At 67.4% G+C, this 21576-nt stretch carries 21 protein-coding genes and 1 other RNA gene; 9 read left to right on the top strand and 13 right to left on the bottom strand.

Annotated features, from left to right (window positions below; genetic code table 11):
• Positions 1 to 160 precede the first annotated feature (160 nt).
• The 3 genes from serA to pyrB all read left to right on the top strand — a co-directional run bounded on the left by serA (position 161) and on the right by pyrB (position 3607).
• A complete protein-coding gene (gene serA, locus DFO68_RS09160) occupies positions 161 to 1411 on the top strand; it encodes a phosphoglycerate dehydrogenase (protein ID WP_133483360.1) in 1251 nt (416 codons plus the stop codon).
• 203 nt (positions 1412 to 1614) lie between these two features.
• A complete protein-coding gene (gene bhcR / locus DFO68_RS09155; RefSeq protein WP_133483359.1) occupies positions 1615 to 2439 on the top strand; it encodes an HTH-type transcriptional regulator BhcR in 825 nt (274 codons plus the stop codon).
• 139 nt (positions 2440 to 2578) lie between these two features.
• Positions 2579 to 3607: an aspartate carbamoyltransferase gene (gene pyrB, locus DFO68_RS09150; protein WP_133483358.1), complete on the top strand. Its 1029-nt coding sequence runs from the start codon at positions 2579 to 2581 to the stop codon at positions 3605 to 3607.
• Positions 3608 to 3746: 139 nt separating this feature from the next.
• On the opposite strand, the gene ruvX is transcribed toward pyrB, so the two are convergent.
• The 8 genes from ruvX to DFO68_RS09110 form a co-directional block, all read right to left on the bottom strand.
• Positions 3747 to 4190, bottom strand: coding sequence for a Holliday junction resolvase RuvX (gene ruvX / locus DFO68_RS09145; protein ID WP_133483432.1), 444 nt, complete (start codon positions 4188 to 4190; stop codon positions 3747 to 3749).
• A gap of 34 nt (positions 4191 to 4224) precedes the next feature.
• Positions 4225 to 4797, bottom strand: a complete 573-nt coding sequence (locus DFO68_RS09140; RefSeq protein ID WP_133483357.1) for a YqgE/AlgH family protein — start codon at positions 4795 to 4797, stop codon at positions 4225 to 4227.
• A gap of 17 nt (positions 4798 to 4814) precedes the next feature.
• Entirely contained in the window at positions 4815 to 5696 is an 882-nt protein-coding gene (locus DFO68_RS09135; protein WP_133483356.1) for an energy transducer TonB, read from the bottom strand.
• Positions 5697 to 5715: 19 nt separating this feature from the next.
• Positions 5716 to 6681, bottom strand: coding sequence for a glutathione synthase (gene gshB, locus DFO68_RS09130; RefSeq protein ID WP_133483355.1), 966 nt, complete (start codon positions 6679 to 6681; stop codon positions 5716 to 5718).
• 71 nt (positions 6682 to 6752) lie between these two features.
• A complete protein-coding gene (locus tag DFO68_RS09125) occupies positions 6753 to 7490 on the bottom strand; it encodes a CvfB family protein (protein WP_133483354.1) in 738 nt (245 codons plus the stop codon).
• Between the two features lie 50 nt (positions 7491 to 7540).
• Positions 7541 to 8266 (bottom strand): 16S rRNA (uracil(1498)-N(3))-methyltransferase, encoded by a 726-nt coding sequence (locus DFO68_RS09120; protein ID WP_133483353.1) that lies wholly within the window; start codon positions 8264 to 8266, stop codon positions 7541 to 7543.
• Between the two features lie 33 nt (positions 8267 to 8299).
• Positions 8300 to 8824, bottom strand: coding sequence for a protein-export chaperone SecB (gene secB, locus DFO68_RS09115; protein WP_133483352.1), 525 nt, complete (start codon positions 8822 to 8824; stop codon positions 8300 to 8302).
• Positions 8825 to 8855: 31 nt separating this feature from the next.
• Complete coding sequence (locus DFO68_RS09110; protein WP_133483351.1) at positions 8856 to 9278, bottom strand: rhodanese-like domain-containing protein; 423 nt, start codon at positions 9276 to 9278, stop codon at positions 8856 to 8858.
• Positions 9279 to 9577: 299 nt separating this feature from the next.
• Here DFO68_RS09110 and gpmI point away from each other — a divergent pair, with 299 nt between their 5' ends.
• The 3 genes from gpmI to DFO68_RS09095 all read left to right on the top strand — a co-directional run bounded on the left by gpmI (position 9578) and on the right by DFO68_RS09095 (position 13720).
• On the top strand, positions 9578 to 11152 hold the full coding sequence (gene gpmI, locus DFO68_RS09105; RefSeq protein ID WP_133483350.1) for a 2,3-bisphosphoglycerate-independent phosphoglycerate mutase: 1575 nt from the start codon (positions 9578 to 9580) through the stop codon (positions 11150 to 11152).
• Positions 11153 to 11173: 21 nt separating this feature from the next.
• The gene (locus DFO68_RS09100; protein ID WP_133483349.1) at positions 11174 to 12331 is read left to right on the top strand and encodes a murein hydrolase activator EnvC family protein; all 1158 of its coding nucleotides are present in this window, start codon (positions 11174 to 11176) and stop codon (positions 12329 to 12331) included.
• Positions 12332 to 12403: 72 nt separating this feature from the next.
• Entirely contained in the window at positions 12404 to 13720 is a 1317-nt protein-coding gene (locus DFO68_RS09095; protein ID WP_133483348.1) for a S41 family peptidase, read from the top strand.
• On the opposite strand, the gene DFO68_RS09090 is transcribed toward DFO68_RS09095, so the two are convergent.
• The 4 genes from DFO68_RS09090 to DFO68_RS09075 form a co-directional block, all read right to left on the bottom strand.
• Positions 13698 to 14966 (bottom strand): UbiH/UbiF/VisC/COQ6 family ubiquinone biosynthesis hydroxylase, encoded by a 1269-nt coding sequence (locus DFO68_RS09090; RefSeq protein WP_133483347.1) that lies wholly within the window; start codon positions 14964 to 14966, stop codon positions 13698 to 13700. The two genes, DFO68_RS09095 and DFO68_RS09090, sit on opposite strands and share 23 nt — an antisense overlap.
• 128 nt (positions 14967 to 15094) lie before the next feature.
• Positions 15095 to 16303, bottom strand: a complete 1209-nt coding sequence (gene ubiH, locus DFO68_RS09085) for a 2-octaprenyl-6-methoxyphenyl hydroxylase (protein ID WP_133483346.1) — start codon at positions 16301 to 16303, stop codon at positions 15095 to 15097.
• Between the two features lie 65 nt (positions 16304 to 16368).
• Positions 16369 to 17706, bottom strand: coding sequence for a Xaa-Pro aminopeptidase (gene pepP, locus DFO68_RS09080; RefSeq protein ID WP_133483345.1), 1338 nt, complete (start codon positions 17704 to 17706; stop codon positions 16369 to 16371).
• Between the two features lie 35 nt (positions 17707 to 17741).
• A complete protein-coding gene (locus DFO68_RS09075; RefSeq protein ID WP_133483344.1) occupies positions 17742 to 18320 on the bottom strand; it encodes a UPF0149 family protein in 579 nt (192 codons plus the stop codon).
• 159 nt (positions 18321 to 18479) lie between these two features.
• Between DFO68_RS09075 and DFO68_RS09070 the strand changes: the two genes are divergently transcribed.
• From DFO68_RS09070 to DFO68_RS09060, 3 genes are all read left to right on the top strand, one after another.
• The gene (locus DFO68_RS09070; RefSeq protein ID WP_133483343.1) at positions 18480 to 18779 is read left to right on the top strand and encodes a cell division protein ZapA; all 300 of its coding nucleotides are present in this window, start codon (positions 18480 to 18482) and stop codon (positions 18777 to 18779) included.
• Between the two features lie 48 nt (positions 18780 to 18827).
• A non-coding RNA gene (gene ssrS / locus DFO68_RS09065) (6S RNA) lies at positions 18828 to 19012 on the top strand.
• A gap of 9 nt (positions 19013 to 19021) precedes the next feature.
• Positions 19022 to 19654: a 5-formyltetrahydrofolate cyclo-ligase gene (locus tag DFO68_RS09060; RefSeq protein ID WP_133483342.1), complete on the top strand. Its 633-nt coding sequence runs from the start codon at positions 19022 to 19024 to the stop codon at positions 19652 to 19654.
• Between the two features lie 398 nt (positions 19655 to 20052).
• Here DFO68_RS09060 and ilvA read toward each other — a convergent pair whose 3' ends face one another.
• A complete protein-coding gene (gene ilvA / locus DFO68_RS09055) occupies positions 20053 to 21567 on the bottom strand; it encodes a threonine ammonia-lyase, biosynthetic (protein WP_133483341.1) in 1515 nt (504 codons plus the stop codon).
• Between the last annotated feature and the right edge of the window lie 9 nt (positions 21568 to 21576).

The raw sequence follows: 21576 nt of genomic DNA, 5'->3' as shown, positions 1-21576 counted from the left end.
GGGCATTTTCATCCTCGCTCATAGCGGCTGTGGTACGCTATGCGCCCTGTTTCGAGCCTGTCCTTGCCCCGGGCGAAGCGTCACCGGCGGGCTCCAGGCTCTTGAGCATCCTCACCGACACATGCATGCGGCACGCGCCGACCAAGGGGTTGAATCGACCATGGCCAAAACGTCCCTGGACAAGAGCAAGATCAAGATCCTGCTGCTCGAGGGCATTCACCAGAGTGCGGTGGACAACCTGCTCAATGCCGGTTACACCAACATCGAGCACCTGCCGACCTCGCTCGACGAGGCGACACTGATCGAGAAGATCCGCGACGTCCACTTCATCGGCATCCGCTCACGCACCCGGCTCGACGAGCGGGTCTTCGACGCGGCCAAGAAACTGGTGGCCGTGGGCTGCTTCTGTATCGGCACCAACCAGGTGGATCTCGATGCTGCCCTGGTGCGCGGTATCCCGGTCTTCAACGCGCCCTTCTCCAATACTCGCTCGGTGGCCGAGCTGGTGTTGGCCGAGGCGATCATGCTGCTGCGCGGCATCCCCGAGAAGAGCGCCCGTGCCCACCAGGGAGGCTGGCTGAAGTCGGCGAAGAATGCCCATGAGGCGCGCGGCAAGACGCTGGGCATCATCGGCTACGGCAGCATCGGTTCCCAGCTCTCGGTGCTCGCCGAGTCGCTGGGCTTCGATGTCATCTACTACGATGTGGTGACCAAGCTGGCGATGGGCAATGCTCGCCAGGTGGCCAGCCTCGAGGAGTTGCTGGCCCGCGCCGACGTCGTCAGCCTGCACGTGCCGGACCTGCCCTCCACCCGCTGGATGATCGGCGAGGCCGAGATCGCCCTGATGAAGCCGGGCAGTATCCTGATCAACGCCTCCCGCGGCAGTGTGGTGGTGATCGACGCCCTGGCTGAGGCACTCGAGGCTGGTCGCCTCAACGGCGCCGCCATCGATGTCTTCCCGGTGGAGCCCAAGAGCAATGATGAGGTATTCGAGAGTCCGCTGCGCGGCCTGACCAACGTCATCCTCACCCCGCACATCGGGGGTTCCACCCTTGAGGCCCAGCAGAATATTGGCATTGAGGTCTCCGAGAAACTCATCACCTACTCCGACAACGGCACCACCGTCAGCTCGGTCAACTTCCCCGAGGTGGCGCTGCCGGCCCACCCGGACAAGCATCGCCTGCTGCATATCCACAAGAACGTGCCCGGCGTCCTCTCCGAGATCAACCGCGTGCTCACCGAGAACGACATCAACATCCTCGGTCAGTATCTGCAGACCAACGAGCGTATCGGCTACGTGGTCATCGACGTGGACAAGGCCTACAGCTCACGGGCCTTAGAAGCCCTTCGCCAGGTGAAGCACACCCTGCGCGTGCGCGTGCTCTACTCGGAGAGCAACTACGCTGACTGAGCCACTGCGCCGTCGGCCATCGCCGTCGTGTCATTGGTGCCGGAGATGTCGGGGTCGCGCATTGCCTGCTGGGGTCAGGGCGGCTAGCCGGCCGATCCCGGGGCACTAGCGAGTTAGATGGAAGCCATTTCCGAAACCGCGACACTGCCCGACCGACACGCTATCCTGGGGCCTCCAGAGACCGTGGCAGGAGGATCATCCGGGTGAGCGAAGGCAAGCGCAGGACAGCGGGGCGGCCCGCCGGGTCGGGCAAGGGTACCAGCGGTCACAGTCAGTCGCTGGTTCGCGGGCTCAATTTGCTCGAACGCCTGGCGGCCAATCCCGGCGGCCTGAGCCTTTCCGAGGTGGCCGAGCAGGCGGAGCTTGCCCCCTCCACCACCCACCGGCTGCTGCAGGCCCTGCAAAGCCAGGGATTCGTCACCCAGGACACCGAGCTAGGCGTATGGAAGATCGACGTCAAGACCTTCCGTATCGGCAACAGCTTCCTCGAGGCTCGCGACTTCGTCGCCACCAGCCGACCTTTCCTGCGTCACCTCACCGCCCAGACCGGCGAAACGGCCAACCTTGGCGTGCGCGACGATGGCACGGCGGTGTTCCTGGCCCAGAGCGAGTCGCCGCAGATGATGCGCATGATCACCCGGCTCGGCTCCCGGGCGCCGCTGCACGCCTCGGGCGTCGGCAAGGCGCTGATGGCCTGGCTGCCGGAAGATGAGCTCCAGCGCATCCTTGACGAACGAGGCCTGGCACGCGTCACCGAGAATACCCTGCATACTCCTGCCTTACTGCGCGAGGGGCTGGCCGAGATCCGCTGGCAGGGCTTCGCCTGTGACCGGGAGGAGCACGCCATCGGCCTGCACTGTGTGGCCGCCTGCATCCACGACGAGCATGGCACCCCGCTGGCCGCCATCTCGGTCTCCGGCCCCAAGGCGCGCATCCCCGAGGCGCGACTGACCGAACTGGGCGCGCTGGTGCGCGATACCGCCGCCGAGATCACCGCGCGGCTGGGCGGCAAGGTGCCGGCGCGCTGACCGTCACGTCTCCCGGCCCCACCTAAACCATCGCCCGGGCCATGGCCGGAAGCTGGCCATTGCGGGGATTGTGCCGTGAAGGCCCTCCTCGGGAGGGTTACACTAGCGCCCGTTCCCCAGCCACCCGCCGAGGCCTGTGATGAGTTCCCACCTGCTCTCCATCGACTCCCTGTCCCGCGACGACATCGATCACCTGGTGCGCGTTGCCGCACGCATGGAACCCATCGCAAGCCGCCGCAAAATCACCCGGGTGCTGGAGGGCGCGGTGCTCGGCAACCTCTTCTTCGAGGCCAGCACCCGCACCCGAGTCAGCTTCCATGCCGCCTTCTCGCGGCTCGGCGGCAGCGTCTGCGACACCACCGGCTTCACCTTCTCCTCCATGGCCAAGGGCGAGTCGCTCTACGACACAAGCCGGGTGATGAGCGGCTACTGCGATGCCATCGTCATGCGCCACCCCGACCAGGGCTCGGTGGCGGAGTTCGCCGCCGCGACGAATGTGCCGGTGATCAACGCCGGTGACGGCCCCGGCGAACACCCCAGCCAGGCGCTGCTGGACTTCTACACCATCGACAAGGAGTTCGCGCTACAAGGCAAGACGCTCAGGGACGCCCACGTGCTGATGACAGGCGATCTGAAATATGGCCGTACCGTGCACTCCCTGATCAAGCTGCTGTCGCGCTATGCGCCGATGCGCATCACCCTGGTGGCGCCGCCCGGCCTCGAGATGCCGAACCAGCTGATCGAGCGAGTCAGCCGCCAGGGACTCGACGTGGCGGTCCGCGAGAGCCTGGCCGGCGACTTCTCCGACGTCGACGTGGTCTACACCACCCGTATCCAGAAGGAACGCTTCACCGCCGAGATGAGCGAGGGCTTCAACCTCTCCCGGGACTTCACCGTGGATCGTGCCTTCCTGGACAGCCGCTGTGGCCCTGCCACCCTCGTCATGCACCCACTGCCCCGCGATAGCCGCCCCGCGGCCAACGACCTCGACATCGACCTCAACGGTGACCCGCGACTGGCGATCTTCCGCCAGACCGACAACGGCATCCCGGTGCGCATGGCGATCTTCGCCACCCTGCTGGGGGTCGAGGAACGCATCGACCAGGACCTGCGCGACGTGCCCTGGTTCGTTCCCGACCGCCTGGGCGTTGACGACGCCAGCTTCTGAGCGCAATGCAGGTCGCGGCCGATCGCCGCTGCTGGAGGGAAACGACAAAAACGATAAGAGAAACGCTTCCGCTGCCCGGCGGATCCTGGCGTTCTTCATCGACCTGGCGTTCTTTATCGAGAGTTCATCTGCCTTCTGCTCAGCGCGACGGCAGGCCCTCGCCCCGCGCGAACCAGCCCTCCAGAATCAGCACCGCGGCGATGCCGTCCACGCCCTGGTCGCGGTAGTTGCCGCGGTGCCCAGCCTCCCGGGCGATCGACTTGGCCTCGCGAGTGGAGCCGCGCTCGTCGACCATCTCGCAGGGGATACCGTAGCGGCCGTAGAGGCGCTTACCGAACTTGCGCGCTCGAGTGCTCATGACCGACTCGCTGCCGTCCATGTTGAGCGGCAGCCCCACCACGAACAGGTCCGGGCGCCATTCGTCCACCCGCCGCGCTACCTGCGCCCAATCGGGGATGCCGTCGCGGGCCGGCAAGGGCGCCAGCTCCCGGGCGCTGGCGAGCAGCTCGTTGCCCACCGCCACACCGATGCGCCGGGTGCCGAAGTCGAAGGCCAGGATCAGTCGTGAGCCGGCATCGACCATCACGCCAGCTCCGTGATCGCCTGCAGCCCCCTCATCAGGAGTGGCCCGCCTCGCGGGTCATCAGGTTCAGGTCGACGCCCAGGATGCCCGCGGCGGCGCCCAGGCGCTGCTCGGGTGGCACCGTGAAGAGGATGTCGGCGCGCCCCTCTACCGTGAGCCAGGCGTTCTCCTTGAGCTCGGCCTCGAGCTGACCCGACTCCCAGCCGGCACAGCCCAGGCAGACCAGGAACTGCTCGGGCCCCTTGCCGTTCGCCAGCGCCTGGAGGATGTCCATCGAGGTGGTCAGGGCGATGTCATCAGCGACCTGGATGCTGGAATCCCAGGCATCGCTGGCCCCGCGATGCAGGATGAAGCCACGATCCTTGTGGGTCGGGCCGCCATAATAGACCGGTGCGTGGCGATGGGGGCTCTCGTCGGCGTCGAGTTCGAGCTGCTCGAAGAGGGCGTTCAGGGTCAGCTCCAGGGGGCGGTTGACGATCACGCCCATAGTGCCCTTCTCGTCATGGTCGCAGAGGTAGCTGAGGCTGCCGGCGAAATTGGGGTCTTCCAGGTGCGGCATCGCCAGCAGGAAGTGGTTTTTCAAGCCGAAGTGTTGCACGGATTGCATGAGACTCCCCGGCGAACCTATTGCACGCCGTAATGATTGCCTTGGCCGAACCGCCAGACCCGGGTGATGGACAGGCTATCCAGATTGCCCATGCCCCGGTCGAAGGGGCGATAGGGCGCGGCACCATGCACGGTATCCAGGGCCGCCTGGTCGAGTTCGGCATGTCCCGAGGATTGTACCACCTCTGCCTGGCGAACCTGACCGTCGCGACCGATCACCACCCGGATGCGCAGCTGACCTTCGAGGTCACGCGGCGCCGGGTGCATCCGATTGCCATAATCCTCAACTCGGCGGGTCCAGTCGTCGATGTAGCGTGCCTCGGCGGCCTGCTGAGCGGCCTGGCGGTCCTCCCCCGGCTGCTTGCCGGCGAACGCCGGGGAGAACCCCCGCTCGCGAATGCTGGAGGTGGCCTGGGCGAGCAGCTCGCGCCCCGAGGCGGAAAGAGCCGCGGCGGTGGGCGTCTCGACCGACTGGGGGGCACTGTCGCGCGGCTCGGGGGTCACCTCGGTCTGGCGGCGGACCTCGGCCGCCGGGGGCTCGGGGGTCGCCGCCGGGGCTTCGTTGGGTTGGTCGGGCTCGGCTGCCTGGCGCTCCGGCGGCAACTCGTCCATGGGCGCGGCTCGGGCCTCTGCCGGGGCCTGCTCCTGGGGCGTGCCGATGGCGCGCTGGGCTACCTCGGCGATGGCCTTGGCCTGCACGGCCTGCGCTGATGGTCTGCTAACCAGCACCACGTCGATGCTGGTGCGCTCGACGGGCGCCGGTGCGAACTGGTGGCTGGCCACCACCACCCCGATGACTCCCAGATGCAGCAGCAGCGCTAGCGACCAGGCCAGCCAGTGCCGATACGCTCGGGTGACCGGGGCATACTGGATGGGGTCGCTGATCGGGCCGCGCGTCATGGGCTCAAGGCCTCCCGCCTCAGCGCCGTTCGTCGAGACGCCGCTGGATGGCGTCCATCAGCTCACCGGCGATATCGGTGCCGCGCTGGTTGTCGATCTCGCGCACGCAAGTGGGGCTCGTGACGTTGATCTCGGTGATGTAGTCGCCGATCACGTCGAGGCCGACGAACATCAGCCCCTTCTCGCGGATCGTCGGCTGGACCTGCTCGATCAGCCAGTGGTCGCGAGCGGTGAGTTCGCGACTAACCCCGGTACCCCCGGCGGCCAGGTTGCCGCGAGTCTCGCCGGCCATGGGCACCCGGGCCAAGCCGAAGGGAATCGGCTCGCCGTCCACCAGCAGGATGCGGGTATCGCCCTCGCTGATCTCGGGGATATAGCGCTGGGCCATGATCTGGCGCCGGCCGCGCTCGCTAAGCGTCTCGATGATGGCACCTAGGTTGCGGCCTTCGGGGCGCACGTGAAAGATCCCGCTGCCGCCCATGCCATCGAGCGGCTTGAAGATCACCTCACCATGCTCGGCATGGAAGGCACGCAACACGGCATCGTTGCAGGAGACCAGGGTCGGCGTGCAGCACTGCGGAAACTGCTGGGCAAAGAGTTTCTCGTTGCACTCCAGCAGTGCCTGGGTGGGGTTGACCACCAGCACGCCCTCGCGTTCGGCAAAGCCCAGCAGGTAGACGGCATTGAGGAAGTAGCCATCGACCGGCGGATCCTTGCGCATCAAGATCACGTCGAGCTCGGCCAGGGGCGCCACCTCGGGCTCACCCAGATCGAACCAGTGGCCGGGGTCGCGATGCACCTCGAGTGGGCGCATATTGCCGAAGGCGCGTCCCTCGCGCAGGAAGAGGTCCTCCTGCTCCAGGTAGTGCAGCGAGGCGCCGCGGTCTCTGGCGGCCCACAGCATGGCCAGGCTGGTGTCCTTCTTGTAGGTAAGGTCGGCGATGGGGTCCATCACCACGCCGATCTTCAGTGCGCGTTCGCTCATGGCGTCGGGTTTCCGGTCGGGGGAGTGAGTGCGGTCAGTATGCCGCAGGCCCCGGGCAACACCAAGGGCGCTCAGCGCTCGGCCGATGCCTCTCCACTCGCCGGCGCAAGCCGGATGCCGCCCGGCTCCAGGAGGATGCGCTGGTGCTTGTAGAGTCGCCCGATGGCCTGCTTGAAGGCGTTCTTGCTCACCCCGAGTCGCGCCTTGATCTCCGCCGCCTCGCTCTTGTCGCCCAGCGGCAGGTAGCCGCCGCTCTCGCGCAGCGCCTTGAGCACCCGCTCGCCCACCACATCGAGCCGCGCTTCTCCCGGAGGCAGCAGCGAAAGATCCAGTCGGCCATCATCACGCAGGCGCTTCACGTAGCCGGTGAGGCGCTGGCCGCGGCGCAGCGGGCGGTTGGCGTCGTCGCGGTAGAGCAAGCCCCAGAAGCGGTGATTCACCACCGCCTTGACCCCCAGGTCGGTCGTCTCGGCGATCACCAGCGACACCGCCTCGCCTGCTTGCAGGCCCGAGGCCTCGTCGGCGATGAAGCGCTCGAGCTTCTGGGAGGCGACCGGCCGGCCCTGCTGGTCCTCGTAGATGATCACCAGCACCCGCTTGCCCACGCTGGGGCGGAAACGCTGCTCGCCGTAGGGCAGCAGCAGGTCGCGAGGGTGGCCCCAGTCGAGGAAGGCGCCGGTGTCATTGACGGTCACCACCTCGAGGTAGGCCACGTCGCCGACTGCCGCCCTGGGGGCGCGATAGTGGCGCTTGCCGGCGGAGCGAGACGCGGGGGACGGCGGTGGGCGACGGTCACGGGAATCGGGCATGAGAACCTCCAGCGAGAGGAGAGGCGCAAGGCGTCAGGGTGAGTCAGCGCTCACAGATCTCCGAAGCGGAATTGCAACAGCGACAGCGCCACCACCGGCGCAGTCTCAGTGCGCAGCACGCGCGGCCCGAGGGCAAGAGGCGTGAAGCCGACGCCCCGGGCCGCCTCGACCTCGGCCTCGGCGAGGCCCCCTTCGGGGCCGATCAGCAGGGCGACCGAGGCCGGCGCCTCCCGCGGCTCCAGGGCCCCGGCCGCGCCGGGATGCAGCACCAGGCGTAGCGCCTCGTCGCGGTCCGTCAGCCAGTCAGCCAGACCGACAGGGGGGTAAACGGGCGGCAGGGTGGCGCGGCCGCACTGCTCACAGGCGCTGACCACCACGGCTTGCCAGTGAGCGAGCTTTCTGGCCGCGCGTTCGCCCTTGAGGCGCACGTCGCCACGCTCGGTGTAGAGCGGGGTGATCGCTGCCACACCGAGTTCGACCGCTTTCTGGATGGCGTAGTCCATGCGCTCACCCTTGGAAATCGCCTGCCCCAGATGCACCGCGAGCGGCGACTCGCCAGAGCCGGCAGCCACGGCCTCGATACACACCACCACCCGCTTGCGGGAAGCCTCGGTGATCACCGCCCGCGCCTCCCGACCGACGCCGTCGAAAAGCTCCAGCGACGCGCCCTCGGCCAGGCGCAGTACCCGGGCCACATGGTGGGCCGGCCCCTCAGACAGAACGACATCGTCGCCGACGGCATAGTCGGCGGCGACATGGATGCGCGGAGCCTTCATGGCAGAACCGTCACTGGCATGGGCTACTCACCCTTACTGGGTCGCCTGCTCGCCCGACTGCTGGGCCTGTTCGGCCTCGCGCTTCTTCTTCTGAGCGTAGATCGCCTCGAAATTGACCGGCGCCAGCATCAGCGGCGGGAAGCCACCCCGGTTGACCAGGTTGTCGATGCACTCGCGGGCATAGGGAAAAAGCATGTTGGGGCAGAAGGCCCCCAGGGTGTGGTCGAGTTGCTGGCCCTCGATGCCGCTGATGCGGAACAGGCCGGCCTGTTCGACCTCGGCCAGGAAGGAGGTGGTGCCCTCCTCGCTGTGGGTGACCTGGGCGGTGACCTTGACGACCACCTCGTAGAGCCCCTCCCCGACCTGATGGCTGGTGGTGTTCAAGTCCAGGCCGACCTTGGGCTTGAACGGCTGCTGGAAGACCGTCGGTGAATTGGGCGCCTCGAAGGAGATGTCCTTGACGTAGATACGCTGCAGGGCGAACTGCAGCTGGGGCTTGTCCTGCTGGCCGGCCGCTTGACCGTTGGCGCCGGCGTTCTGGTTGTTGTCTTCCGCCATAGGAAAGGTCCTTTGATTCGATGAACTAAATTTACTTCTTGACGACCGGCAGGCCATCGGCCTGCCACTGGGTCATGCCGCCCTTGAGCTTGAACACTCGCTCGAAGCCTGCCTTGGCCAGCTTGGCCTGGGCGACACCGGCACTCTGACCATGCTTGCAGGCCACGATGATCGGCTTGCCCTTGACCTTGTCGAGCTCGCGCATGCGCTCGTCGAGCTTGCTCTGGGGAATGTTGCGAGCCCCGGCGATATGACCGGACTTGTACTCGCCGGCCTCGCGCAAATCCACCACCACGGCGTCCTCGCGATTGATCAGCTGGGTCGCCTCGCTGGAGCTCACGCCTGAGCTGCCGCTGCTGCGGATCTCGTAGGCAACCCAGGCGGCCAATACCAGCAGGAAGGCCCCCAACAATAGTGGGTGATTCTGCACGAATTCGAACAGCTGATCGATCATGGGTTAGGCTAACTCTTGTCTCGGATGCACGGTGAAGGGGCCGGCCAGTCGCGGCGCCGCCCAGTATACATGAAGCCACGCCAGGACTGTGGCCTGCGGGCAGGGCAATCGCGGTTACCTGAAACGTGAGGCGCCGGGGACAGCCTCGAGCGTAACGTCCTATAGCGCTCAGGCCGGTGGCCGCTCCAATGACGTCCGGCGCTGCCCTGCGATATGATGCCGCAAGCAGATGCAAGTCGCGACCCCGGTGAGCGCCCGCGCGCCTGCCGGGGCTGACTAAGGACAAAGAGGCCCTCCCCATGACCGAACCCCGCACCCCCACCCCGCGTCCGGTGGCGCTGATCATCCTCGACGGCTATGGCTACAACGAGGATGCTCGGGATAACGCCGTGCTCGCCGCCCGCACCCCGGTGATGGATCGCCTGTGGCAGCAGCAGCCACACACCTTGATCCATACCGACGGCCGCCACGTGGGGCTGCCGGAGGGCCAGATGGGCAATTCCGAGGTCGGCCACATGAACCTGGGCGCCGGGCGCATCGTCTACCAGGACTTCACGCGCATCACCAAGGCTATCGAGGATGGCGAGCTGGACGCCATCGAGGCCCTCACCGCGCCGATCGATGCCGCCGTGGCCGCCGGCAAGGCGGTGCATCTGCTGGGCCTGCTCTCGCCGGGCGGCGTGCATAGCCACGAGGCGCATTTTCTGGCGATGGCCGAAATGGCCGCACGCCGGGGGGCACAGCGGATCTACATCCACGCCTTCCTCGACGGTCGCGACACGCCGCCCAAGAGCGCCATGGCCTCGCTTGCGCGTGCTAACGCGCGTCTCGCCGAGCTGGTCGGTCCTGACAACGGCTGCGTGGCCTCGATCATCGGTCGCTACTTCGCCATGGACCGCGACAACCGCTGGGAGCGCGTTGAGAAGGCCTACCGCCTGCTCACCGAGGGCGAGGGCGAATTCGTGGCGAACAGCGCCGAGGAAGGTCTTCGCCAAGCCTACGAGCGCGGCGAGACCGACGAGTTCGTCACCGCCACCAGCATTCGCCCAAGCGACTCGCCGGCGGCCCTGGTCGACGGTGATGCCGCCATCTTCATGAACTTCCGTGCCGACCGCGCCCGGGAGCTGACCCGCGCCCTCGTCGATGAGGACTTCAGTGGCTTCGCGCGCCGCGTGCGGCCCAGGCTCGCCGCCGACGGCCTGGTGACGCTGACCCAGTATGCCGCCGACATCCCGGCCCCGGCGGCCTTCCCACCGACGGAACTCGTCAACACCCTGGGCGAGGTGATGGAGAAGCGCGGCCTCACCCAGCTGCGCATCGCCGAGACCGAGAAGTATGCCCACGTCACCTTCTTCTTCTCCGGCGGCCGCGAGGCGGAGTACCAAGGCGAGACCCGGGTGCTGGTGCCCTCCCCCCAGGAGGTCAAGACCTACGACGAGAAGCCCGAGATGAGCGCCGCGGAGGTCACCGACCGCCTGGTGGAGGCGATCGACAGCGGCAGATTCGACCTGATCGTGTGCAACTACGCCAACGGCGACATGGTGGGCCACAGCGGCGACTTCGCGGCGGCGGTCAAGGCCATCGAGACGGTGGATGCCTGCGTCGGCCGAGTGGTGGAGGCGATCCAGCGTGTCGGCGGGGCCTGCCTGGTCACCGCCGACCATGGCAACGCCGAGCAGATGGTCCATCCCGAGACTGGAGCCCCCCAGACTGCCCACACCACTTTCGAGGTGCCGCTGATCTACGTCGGCGAGCGCCCGGCGCGACTGCTGGACGACGGCAGCCTGTGCGACATCGCCCCGACCCTGCTGACGATGATGGACCAGCCGATCCCCGCGGAGATGACCGGGCGCGTGCTGATCGAGCGTGACTGAGCCGCTCGGGGAGGCCAGGGCATGGCGAGAGGCGGTGCGACATTCGGCGCCTGGGTGGCGGGGCTAGCCCTGCTGTTGGGCCTGGCATCGCCGCTTGCCGCCCAGCCCTCCGAGCGCGAGGCGCAGGCGCGCCTCGATGCCCTCGGCGAGGCGCTGCGAGAAGCGTCGGCGCAGCTCTCCACTACCCGGGAGGCCCGGGACGAGGCCAGTGAGGCCCTGCGCGAGGTGGAGACGGCACTGGCCGAGACCCACCGTCGCCTGGATGCCCTGCAGGCCGAACGGCGCGCCCTCGGCGACCAGATCGCCACCCTCGAGACACGTCTCGAGCAGCTGGCCGCCGAGCGCGCCGAGCAGGTAGCGGCCCTCTCGGCGCAGCTCGATGCCCTCTACCGGCTCGGTCGCACTCCCCAGCTCAAGCTGCTGCTCAACCAGGATGATCCGGCGCGGCTCGACCGCCTGCAGACCTACCTCAATCGCCTGGCCCGCGCGCGCAATAAGCGCCTCGATGCGCTGGCGAGGCTCGATGCCAAACTGATGGAAAATCACCGGGCGCTGGCGGCGCGCAACGAACGCCTCGAGGCCGTGGCCGAGGAGCTTGCCGAACGCAGCGCTAGACTGGCCGAGCAGATGTCACAGCGTGCCGCCCTGCTGGCGAGGCTCGATGAGCGTTTCGCCAGCGAACAGGCCCGCCTGGCCACACTCGCCCAGGACCGTGCCCATGCCGAGCGCACCCTGCGCGAGATACAGGAGCGGCTGGCGCGCCTCGAGCGACCGCCGCCCTCCACCGCTATCGAGCAGACCCGCGGCGAACTGCCCTGGCCGGTGCAGGGGAGCATCGTCTCCGCCTTCCATGAAGATGCGGGGGTGCATCGCAACGGCCTGCTGATCCAGGCCGCCGCAGGCACACCCGTGCGGGCCGTGCATGCCGGTCGGGTGGTGTTCGCCGACTGGATGCGCGGCTTTGGCAACCTGCTGATCGTCGACCACGGCGACCGGGTCATGACCCTGTATGCCCATCTGCAGCATTTCACCGCGCCTGTCGGCGCCGCCGTCTCGCGGGGTGATACCCTGGGCGCGGTGGGCGACAGCGGCGGGCAACCGCGGCCGGGGCTCTACTTCGAGGTACGTCGCGGCGGCGACCCCATCGACCCGCGCCGCTGGATCGTCCGCCATCCCTGAAGCCCGGCTATTCCATAGACGGCCGGCCACGGGCTATGCTGAGCCGTCGTCTTCGCCACCGCGAGAATCTGCATGCCCTCATGTCCTGCCGCTCTGTTCACCGTGACGCGCCGCCTGGTGCCGGCGCTGTTGCCGCTCGCCCTGCTGGGGCTAACATCGCTGCCTATCGCCGCCCAAGATCAGCGCCAGAGCCCAGGTCTGGAGGATGACCTGCCGGTTGCCGAGATCCAGGCCTTTGCCGAGATATTCGAACGCATCAAGCGTGGCTACGTGGAGGAGGTCGAGGATGCCGAGCTGCTGCGCAATGCCATGCGCGGCATGCTCAGCGAGCTCGATCCGCACTCCGCCTATCTAGACAGCGAGGCATTCGAGAGCCTGCGCGAGTCCACCCAGGGCGAGTTCGGCGGCGTGGGCATCGAGGTCGGTATGGAGGATGGCCAGCTGATGGTGATCACCCCTATCGACGATACACCGGCCTCCGCCGCGGGCCTGCAGGCGCGTGACAAGATCCTGCGCATCGACGACACCCCTACCGACCGGCTTTCATTGCAGGAAGCGGTCAACCTCATGCGCGGCGACCCCGGAACCCAGATCCGCCTGACCATCCTGCGTCAGGGCGATAGCGCTCCCCTGGAGGTCACCCTGACGCGCAAGATCATCCGCACCCAGAGCGTCAAGAGCGAACTGCTGGAGGCGGGCTACGGCTACCTGAGGGTCAGCCAGTTCCAGACGCGTACCGGCGAGCAGGTCAGCAGCGCCATCCGCCACCTAAAGCGCGACGGGCCACTCAAGGGGCTGGTGCTCGACCTGCGCAACAACCCTGGCGGAGTGCTGCAATCCGCGGTGGACGTGGCCGATGCCTTCCTCGACAGCGGGCTGATCGTCTATACCGAAGGGCGCCTGCGGGACAGCGAGATGCGCTTCTCGGCCGGTCGCGAGACGGCGGCGGCCGACGTGCCTCTGGTGGTGCTGATCAACGGCGGCAGCGCCTCGGCGGCGGAGATCGTTGCCGGCGCCCTGCAGGATCAGCGCCGCGGCGTGGTGATGGGCACCGAGAGCTTCGGCAAGGGCTCAGTGCAGCAGATCATGCCGCTGGGCAATGGCGAGGGGCTCAAGCTGACCACGGCGCTCTACTTCACGCCCAATGGCCGCTCCATCCAGGCCCAGGGCATCGAGCCCGACGTGAAGGTGATCCGCGGCCGTCTCCAAGTGGCCGAAGGCAATGGCCTGGACGTGCGTGAGTCAGACCTGCAGGGCCATCTGAGCGCGCCGGACACCCAGCGCAGCCGCGGCCAGACGAGCGAGCGCCTGCGCGACGACTACCAGCTCGGCGAGGCCCTCAACCTGCTCAAGGCTCTCGACGTGCTCAGCCAGCGTCGCGGCGACTGAGAGCGCGACAGGTGCGCGGCAGGCGGCCGCGATATCCCGTCGCCTGCTGCATCAGCAAGCGCTTGAGCGGCCCCAACCGGTCGACCCCCGAAAGCCCCAGATTACGCGCCAAGGTGAGCGCCGGGTGGCGCGCCCCGAACAGCACGCGAAAGCCATCCATCAGCGCCAGCATGGCGGCGTTGTCGCCGCGTCGCCGCCGCGCATAGCGCCCCAGCAGCGCCACATCGCCCAGCGACAGCCCACGCTGCCGACCCCTGACCAGCTCCTCGGCGAGTACCGCAGCGTCCATCAGCCCCAGGTTCACCCCCTGGCCCGCCAGCGGGTGGATGCTGTGCGCTGCGTCCCCCACCAGGGCCAGGCCCGGCAGCACATAGCGCTCGGCATGGCGCTGGGTGAGCGGCATCGCCAGTGCTCGGTCCGTCACCGTCACCTCGCCCAGTCGGCGGTCAATGGCAGCCGCCAGCTCAGTGCCCAGCGCCTCCCGGGGCAGTGCCACCAAGCGCTCGGCTTCCCCGGGGGTGGTGGACCAGACGATGGAGCAGTGATGATCGCCGCCCTCGATGCGCAGCGGCAGGAAGGCCAGCGGCCCCGTGGGGAGGAAGACCTGGCGCGCCACGCTGCCATGGCCGAGGCGGGTACGCACCGTGGTGACCACGGCCACCTGGCCGGTATCACAAGCACGGACGCCGATGCCGGCCATCTCGCGCAGTGGTGAGCGGGCGCCATCCGCGGCCACCACCAGGGGGGCCGTCAGCCGGCTGTCATCCTCCAGCCGTACCGCCCGCCCGTCGTCGCCTGCCTCGAGCCCGACCACCCGAGCATTGATGCGCATCTGGACGCTAGGCCGCTCGGCCAGGCATGCCTCCAGCGCCGCCAGGGTGACGTCGTTCTCGACGATGTGCCCCAGCACCGGCACCCCAGCCTGCTCTGCGGAGAAGTTCACCTCGCCGCTGCCCTCGCCATCCCAGACCTGCATGAAGCGGTAGGGGCTCACTCGGCGCGAGGCCATCCACGTCCAGGCCCCCAGCCCCTCCAGCAACTGACGCGATACCGGGGTCAGGGCACTGACACGCATCGAGGGGGGCCCGCTGCCCACCGCCTCTCGTTCAAGTGGCGTCTCGCGGGCATCCAGCACCGCCACTTCCAGCCCGGCCCGCCCCAGCAGGCAGGCCAGCGCCGTGCCCACCATGCCGCCACCGACGATGATCACCTCGAATGACGACGCGCCTTGCTGTGCCGTGTTCATGACCTCTCCTCCTCGAGTTCGGCTCGCTGGCCATGCCGTGTGTTGGCCGCCTCGCTAGCCACGGTTCCTGGCCAATGCTTCCACGCTATGTGATTACAGCGACTGGCGACTCGCTTTCTGTGCCACGGCTACCGCTCCAGCCCCATGGCTCGGCGGGCCAGGCCGCGCCGCAATGGCCCCACCAGGTTTAATCCTGCCAGGCCGGCACCACGCGCCTGACCGAGCAGGGGCAGGTCGAGCCCGAACAGGCGAATCAGACCGTCGCTGAAGCGAACGACGTTGTCACGGTCGGCGTCGCGGCGCACCTCGAAGTCCTGCAGCACCGCCGGAGTCCCGGGGCGCTCGCCCCGCTCGATGCCGGTCTCGATGGCGGCCACCAGGTCCATCACCCCACGCAGCGCCAGGTTGAAGCCCTGGCCCGCCACCGGATGCAGGGCATGGGCGGCATTGCCCAGCACTGCCAGGCCGGGGCGCGCGGTCTCGCCGGCGGTGATCAGCGACAGCGGGTAGGCATGGCGGCGACCCACGCGACGGAAGTGCCCCGCCCGGTCACCGAAGGCTTGCTGCAGCTCGGCCAGGAAGTCTCCATCGGAAAGTGCCAGGCGGCGCTCCTCGTCGCCCCGCGCGTGGGTCCAGACCAGCTCCATGGCCTGGCCGCGCAGGGGCAGCAGGGCGATGGGCCCCGCCAACGTAAAGCGCTCGTAGGCGACGCCCGCGTGGGGGCGGCTGACCTCGACGCTGGCGATCAGCGCCACCTGGTCGTAGGGCCGCTCCTGGCTCTTGATCCCCAGTCGCTCCTTGAGCCCTGAGCGGCCCCCATCGGCGAGCACCGTCAGCCCGGCCTGCAGCGTCCCGCCATCCGACAGCTGCAGCCGATACCCCTCGTCGTGGGGGTGGATCGTCTCAACCTTGGCCGGACAGTGCCAGGCCAGCGGCAGCTCGGCCAGTCGACCATGCAGCACGCGCCCCATCCACGCATTGGGGATCACATGTCCCAGCGCCTCGACGCCCAGTTCCGCGGCGCGCAGCCGTGTCACGCCCAGCCGGCCCCGCTCGCTGACATGAATGGTGCGGATCGGCGCGGCCATCTCGGCCAGGGCGTCCCAGACCCCGAGGCCCGTGAAGTGCCGCGCGGAACCCGCGGCGATGGCGCTCGCCCGGGCATCGAAGCTGGGTTGCCAGGGCTCGTCGCGCGGCGGCAGTGGCGCCGCTTCGATCACCGCCACCCGAAGTCCCGCCCGCTCGACCAGCGCAGCCAGGGCACAGCCCAAGCTGGCGCCTACCAGGCCACCGCCGATGATGGCGATATCCACCCAGGGTGCGCGCAGCGAGCTCATGGGCTCCTCCTGGCGATTTCATAACGTACATTACATAAAGGCATTTCCAGATGCTCCTCAGCGGGTCAATCCCTGGCCATCAGGGCTTCGATTTCTTCCACCCGCTTGGGCACATCCGCGGTCAGCACCTCGTGGCCATCCTGTGTCACCACCACGTCATCCTCGATGCGGATGCCGAGGCCGCAGAAGGCCTCCGGCAGGTCGTCGTCGGTGGGCACATAGAGGCCAGGCTCCACGGTGAGCACCATGCCGGGCGCCAGGGCGCGCGGCTGGTCCGCATGACGGTAGGCCCCCACGTCATGCACGTCGAGTCCCAGCCAGTGGGAGGTCGAGTGCAGGTAGAAGCGCTTGTAGCTGCCATCGTCGATGCGCGCCTGGACGTCCCCCTCCAGCAGCCCGAGCGCAATAAGACCGGCGGTGAGGTCATGCACCACGCCCGCGTGGATCGTCGCCAGGGTCACGCCGGGGCGAACTGCGGCGACGGCGCGTTCCTGGGCGGCCAGCACCACCTCGTAGAGGGTCCGCTGGGGCTCGGAGAAGCGCCCGTTGACCGGGAAGGTGCGCGTGATATCGCCAGCATAGAGGTCGAACTCGGCGCCGGCATCGATCAGCACCAGCGCGCCCTCCTCTAGGGGAGCGTGATTCTCGATGTAGTGCAGGACACAAGCATTGACGCCACCACCGACGATGCTGGCATAGGCCGGTCCACTGCCGCCCTGCCAGCGAAACTCGTGCTCAAGCTCGGCCTGCAGTTGCCACTCCATGAGCCCTGGGCGGGCTGCGCGCATGGCCCGCACATGGGCCCGAGCGGAGATCGCCCCGGCGTGGCGCATCAGCGCCAGCTCCGCCTTGCTCTTGCGAAGGCGCTGCTCGTGGATCAGCTCGCTGACGTCGGCGAAGGCCGATGGCGCCACCACTCCGCGGCGTGAACGGCCGGCCAGCTTGCCGCGCAGCTGCTCGGCAAGCGACAGCGCCTCGCCATCGCCCAACGGTAGGTAGAGCACGTGACGCCCGTCGAGCAGCTCGACCAAGCGCGCCTCGCGCTCGACATTCTCGAAGGCCTGGTCGATGGCATGTGCGCAAACAGCGCCCTCGGCGCCCAGGCGGATGCCGGTCCAGGCCTCCAGGGTTGGGTCGCGGTCCTGGCAGAACAGCACGCTCTCGCCGGCCGCACGGCCCGGCAGCAGCAGCAGCAGGGCGTCAGGTTCGGCAAAACCGGTCAGGTAGTGGAAGTCGCTGTCCTGACGGAAGGGAAACTCGCTGTCCCGCGAGCGGGTAACCAACGAGCCCCCCGGGAGCAGCACGGCGCTATCGCCAGGCAACCGATCCATTAGCGCCCGGCGGCGGGCACAATACTCGTCGTTGGTGATCGGGGCGGGGCGGGGTAACATCTCAGGGTGCATCACGGCTCCTGGAAGGGTGGGTTCGGTGTCCGCTTTCAGTGATGGGTCGGTGTGTCGAGCTGTTCGACCTGGGGCTTGCCGGGGTGCTGCTCGGTGTAGAGCAGCATGGCGGCCATGCGCGCGTGCTCGGTGAGCGCAAAGAGGTCGTTCTCGTTCTCCGGGCTGTCCTCGATATCGGTTTCGATGCTCGCGAAGCCCTCGAGATCATCGAGGGCTTCGCGCAAGGCCGGCGACCAGGCTCCGCACGGCGCCTCCCCGGCATCGGCGACCACCTCCAGGAAGCCCAGCGTCCACTCCTGCAGGCCCAGGGCGCGCTCGGCCAGGGAGAAGAGCTCGTCAGGCAGCAGCGGCTCGAAGTTGAGCTCGGCGGCGGAGAGGGCCTCGAGGGTCTGGCGACGCCAGCCCAGCAGCCGCTCGGCGCTTGCCTCGTCGCGGGGCTGATCGACCCCGAGGCTCAGGCAGACCTCTTCCAACCAGGCCTCGGCGCTCAGGTCGTGCAGCGCAAGCTCGGCACACAGGCGTCCGTCAAGGAAGGCCGGCGATTGCATGCTGCCGTGAAGCAAAAAAGTATCGGCAATGGTCGAGAAGTCTTGGCGTTCGTTGATCAGTGACATGGCGTGATCCGCTGGTGGAGCCCCCGGACGCGTTGACCGCCCGCGAACGGCTCTCTTATAGTGACTGGCATTCAACTCCGGCCTCGATGTTAACGCATCGGCTCGCTGTGACGCGCACTCGGTGTGCGATCCTTCCTCTGGCCCTTTACGGAGCCTGCCATGACCGAGCCCAAGCGGCCCACCACCGAGATCACCCTCCTGGAGCGCAGCTATGCCATCGCCTGCCCCCCGGATGAGCAGGACAAGCTCGAGCGCGCTGCCCGCTACCTCGACCGCGCCATGCAGGGCATCCACTCCCGCGGACGCGTGGTCGACCGCGAAAAGATCGCCATCATGGCAGCCCTCAACATCGCCCACGAACTGCTCGAGACACTCGACGATCAACGTGCCGGCGAGCGCAGCCTCAACAAGCTCAATAAACGCCTCGATAAGGCGCTGGATGCCATGCCCGAGCGCTGAGATAGAATCATCTCTTTGGCCCTGCCCGGGCCTCTGGTAGGATGCAGGGGTTCCCTGGGGTGTTTGCCAGTCGTTATCGTCCCTCGAGCCTATGCGCAGTACCCAGGGGGCCAAATGCTAGCCGAACCCGTGTGCATGTCCGTGCGTCGGAAAGCCTGACGGTTCGGCTGCGGCCACCCACCTTGAACCACTGGGTTCAAGGGCCAGAACGACAGCGGCACTCTGGGGAACCCTGATCCGACATGACCCACGTGCAGGAGACCGCCGCGCCCGCCCTGACCGACGACACCCGTCGCCGGCTGAGACGTGAATTGCGCCTGCGCCGACGCGAGCTGAGCGCCATACAACGACGTGAGGCCGCCAAACGCCTCTGCCGACACCTCCGACAGCTGCCCGAGATTCAACGAGCCCGTCGCGTGGCCCTCTACCTGCCCAATGACGGCGAGATCGACCCCACCCCCCTGATTCCCTGGCTCGAGCGCCGCGGCACCCGCGTCTACCTGCCGGTTGTCAAGCCGCTGAGTGCCAATCAGCTGTGGTTCGTACACTACCATTCGGGGACGCCCATGCTGGCCAACCGTTTCGGCATCCCGGAGCCCGAGAGCCGCTTTGGGGCCCACCGTGCCCGGCGCACGCCGGCCTGGGCCCTCGATGCTATCCTGCTGCCGCTGGTGGGCTTCGACGACCAAGGGCAGCGCTTGGGCATGGGCGGCGGCTTCTATGACCGCACCCTGGCCTTCACCCACCGCCCCGGGCCGCGCCCTCGCCTGATCGGTCTGGCCCACGAGTGCCAGCGGGTCGAGCGCCTCCCCGCAGCTCCCTGGGACGTGCCACTAGACGCCATCGTCAGTGATGCCCGGGTGATTCGTCCCTGAGACGGCCTTGCCACCCCACGAAGACGGCCGATGCAGATCTATCGGCCGTCTTCGTGGGGTGCTTGCATAGGGGTGGGCTCTACCCGGCGAGTAGGGGCTCAACCGCCCACCAGCGCCTGGGCATAGCCGGTCGCCACAACGCTGATGCCGAAGACCAGCACCAATGCCATGACCAGATCGGGCTTGCGCTTCATTGTCGACTCCGTGGAAGGCAGGACCGCATGGGTCTCGGGTTCGATGTTGTTATGTGCCACCCTGATGATGCGATGGCGCAGAGACTATAGGGCTTTCTGCCGACATATGACAACCGGCATTATCATGAATGGCATTTCAAGCACTCGAACCGCCAGGCTGCGCGGTGAGTCAGTACTCACTCGGCATGCCGATGATTGCCGACATCAGGCCATGAACAGCCGGTAGGCCGGATTGTCACTCTCCTTCCAGTAGCGATAGCCGATATCGTCGAAATACTCCTCGACATGGGTGCGGTCGCCGTTGGGCACCTGCATGCCCACCAGCACCCGGCCATAGGCGGCCCCATGGTTACGGTAGTGGAACAGCGAGATATTCCAGTCGTGGGGCAGGTGAGTGAGAAAATTCATCAGTGCCCCGGGCCGCTCCGGAAACTCGAAACGATACACTTCCTCGTCGAAGCGCTCTTTCGGCCGGCCGCCGCCGAGGTGGCGAATATGCAGCTTGGCCAGCTCATTGTCGGTGAGATCCTCCACCGGATAGTCGGCACCACGGAGCTTGTCGATCACCGCCTGTCGGTCCTCGCCACCAGGCTTCACCTGGACACCGACGAAGATATGGGCCTGCTGCGGGTCGGCGTAGCGATAGTTGAACTCGGTGACCATGCGCTTGCCGATGGTGCGACAGAACCTCTTGAAGCTGCCGGGTTTCTCAGGGATGGTCACGGCGAGAATCGCCTCGCGCTGCTCGCCAAGCTCGGTACGCTCAGCGATGTGCTGCAGACGGTCGAAGTTGGTATTGGCCCCGGAATTGATGCAGACCAGCGTCTGCTGCTCGGCACCGGTCTGCTGGATGTACTTCTTGAGGCCCGCCAGCGACAGCGCACCGGAAGTCTCGGAGACCGCCCGGGTATCCTCGAAGATGTCCTTCACCGCGGCACACATCTCATCGGTATTGACGGTGATGACCTCGTCGATCAGATCGCGAAGGATGGAGAAGGGCACCTCGCCGATCTGCGCCACGGCCACCCCCTCGGCGAAGACACCGACCTGATCCAGCACCACCCGCTCGCCTGCCGCCAGCGCGGCCTTGAGGCAGGCACTGTCCTCGGATTCCACGCCGATCACCTTGATCTCCGGCCGCAGGTACTTGACGTAGGCGGCCACGCCGGCGATCAGGCCGCCACCGCCCACCGGCACGAAGATGGCATCGATGGCACCGCCATGCTGGCGCAGTATCTCCACGGCAATGGTGCCCTGGCCGGCGATGACGTCGATATCGTCGAAGGGCGGGATGTAGGTGTAGCCATGCTCGGCGATCAGCTCCTGGGCATGGGCCGCCGCCTCGGCGAAGGCATCGCCCTTGAGTACCACCCTGGCACCGCGGGCCCGCACTGCTTGGACCTTGATCTCCGGCGTGATGCGCGGCATCACGATCACTGCCTTAACGCCCATCAGCTTGGCTGCCATCGCCAGCCCCTGGGCGTGGTTACCTGCCGAGGCGGCAATCACGCCGTTGGCCTTCTGTGCCTCGCTGAGCTGAGCCATCTTGTTGTAGGCGCCGCGAATCTTGAAGGAGTAGACCGGCTGCAGATCCTCGCGCTTGATCAGGATCTGATTGTTGAAACGGCGGGAGAGAAAGAGGGCTGGTGAGATGGGGGTTTCCCAGGCAGCTTCGTAGACCCGAGCCTGGAGAATCTTCTTGACGGTAGCTTCAAGCATCCTGAAATC

It is taken from the genome of Halomonas ventosae (genome assembly GCF_004361885.1).
GTDB classification, from domain to species: Bacteria; Pseudomonadota; Gammaproteobacteria; order Pseudomonadales; family Halomonadaceae; genus Halomonas; species Halomonas ventosae_C.
Note: the sequence above shows the minus strand (reverse complement) of the source record. Positions and strands in the feature narration are given on the sequence as shown.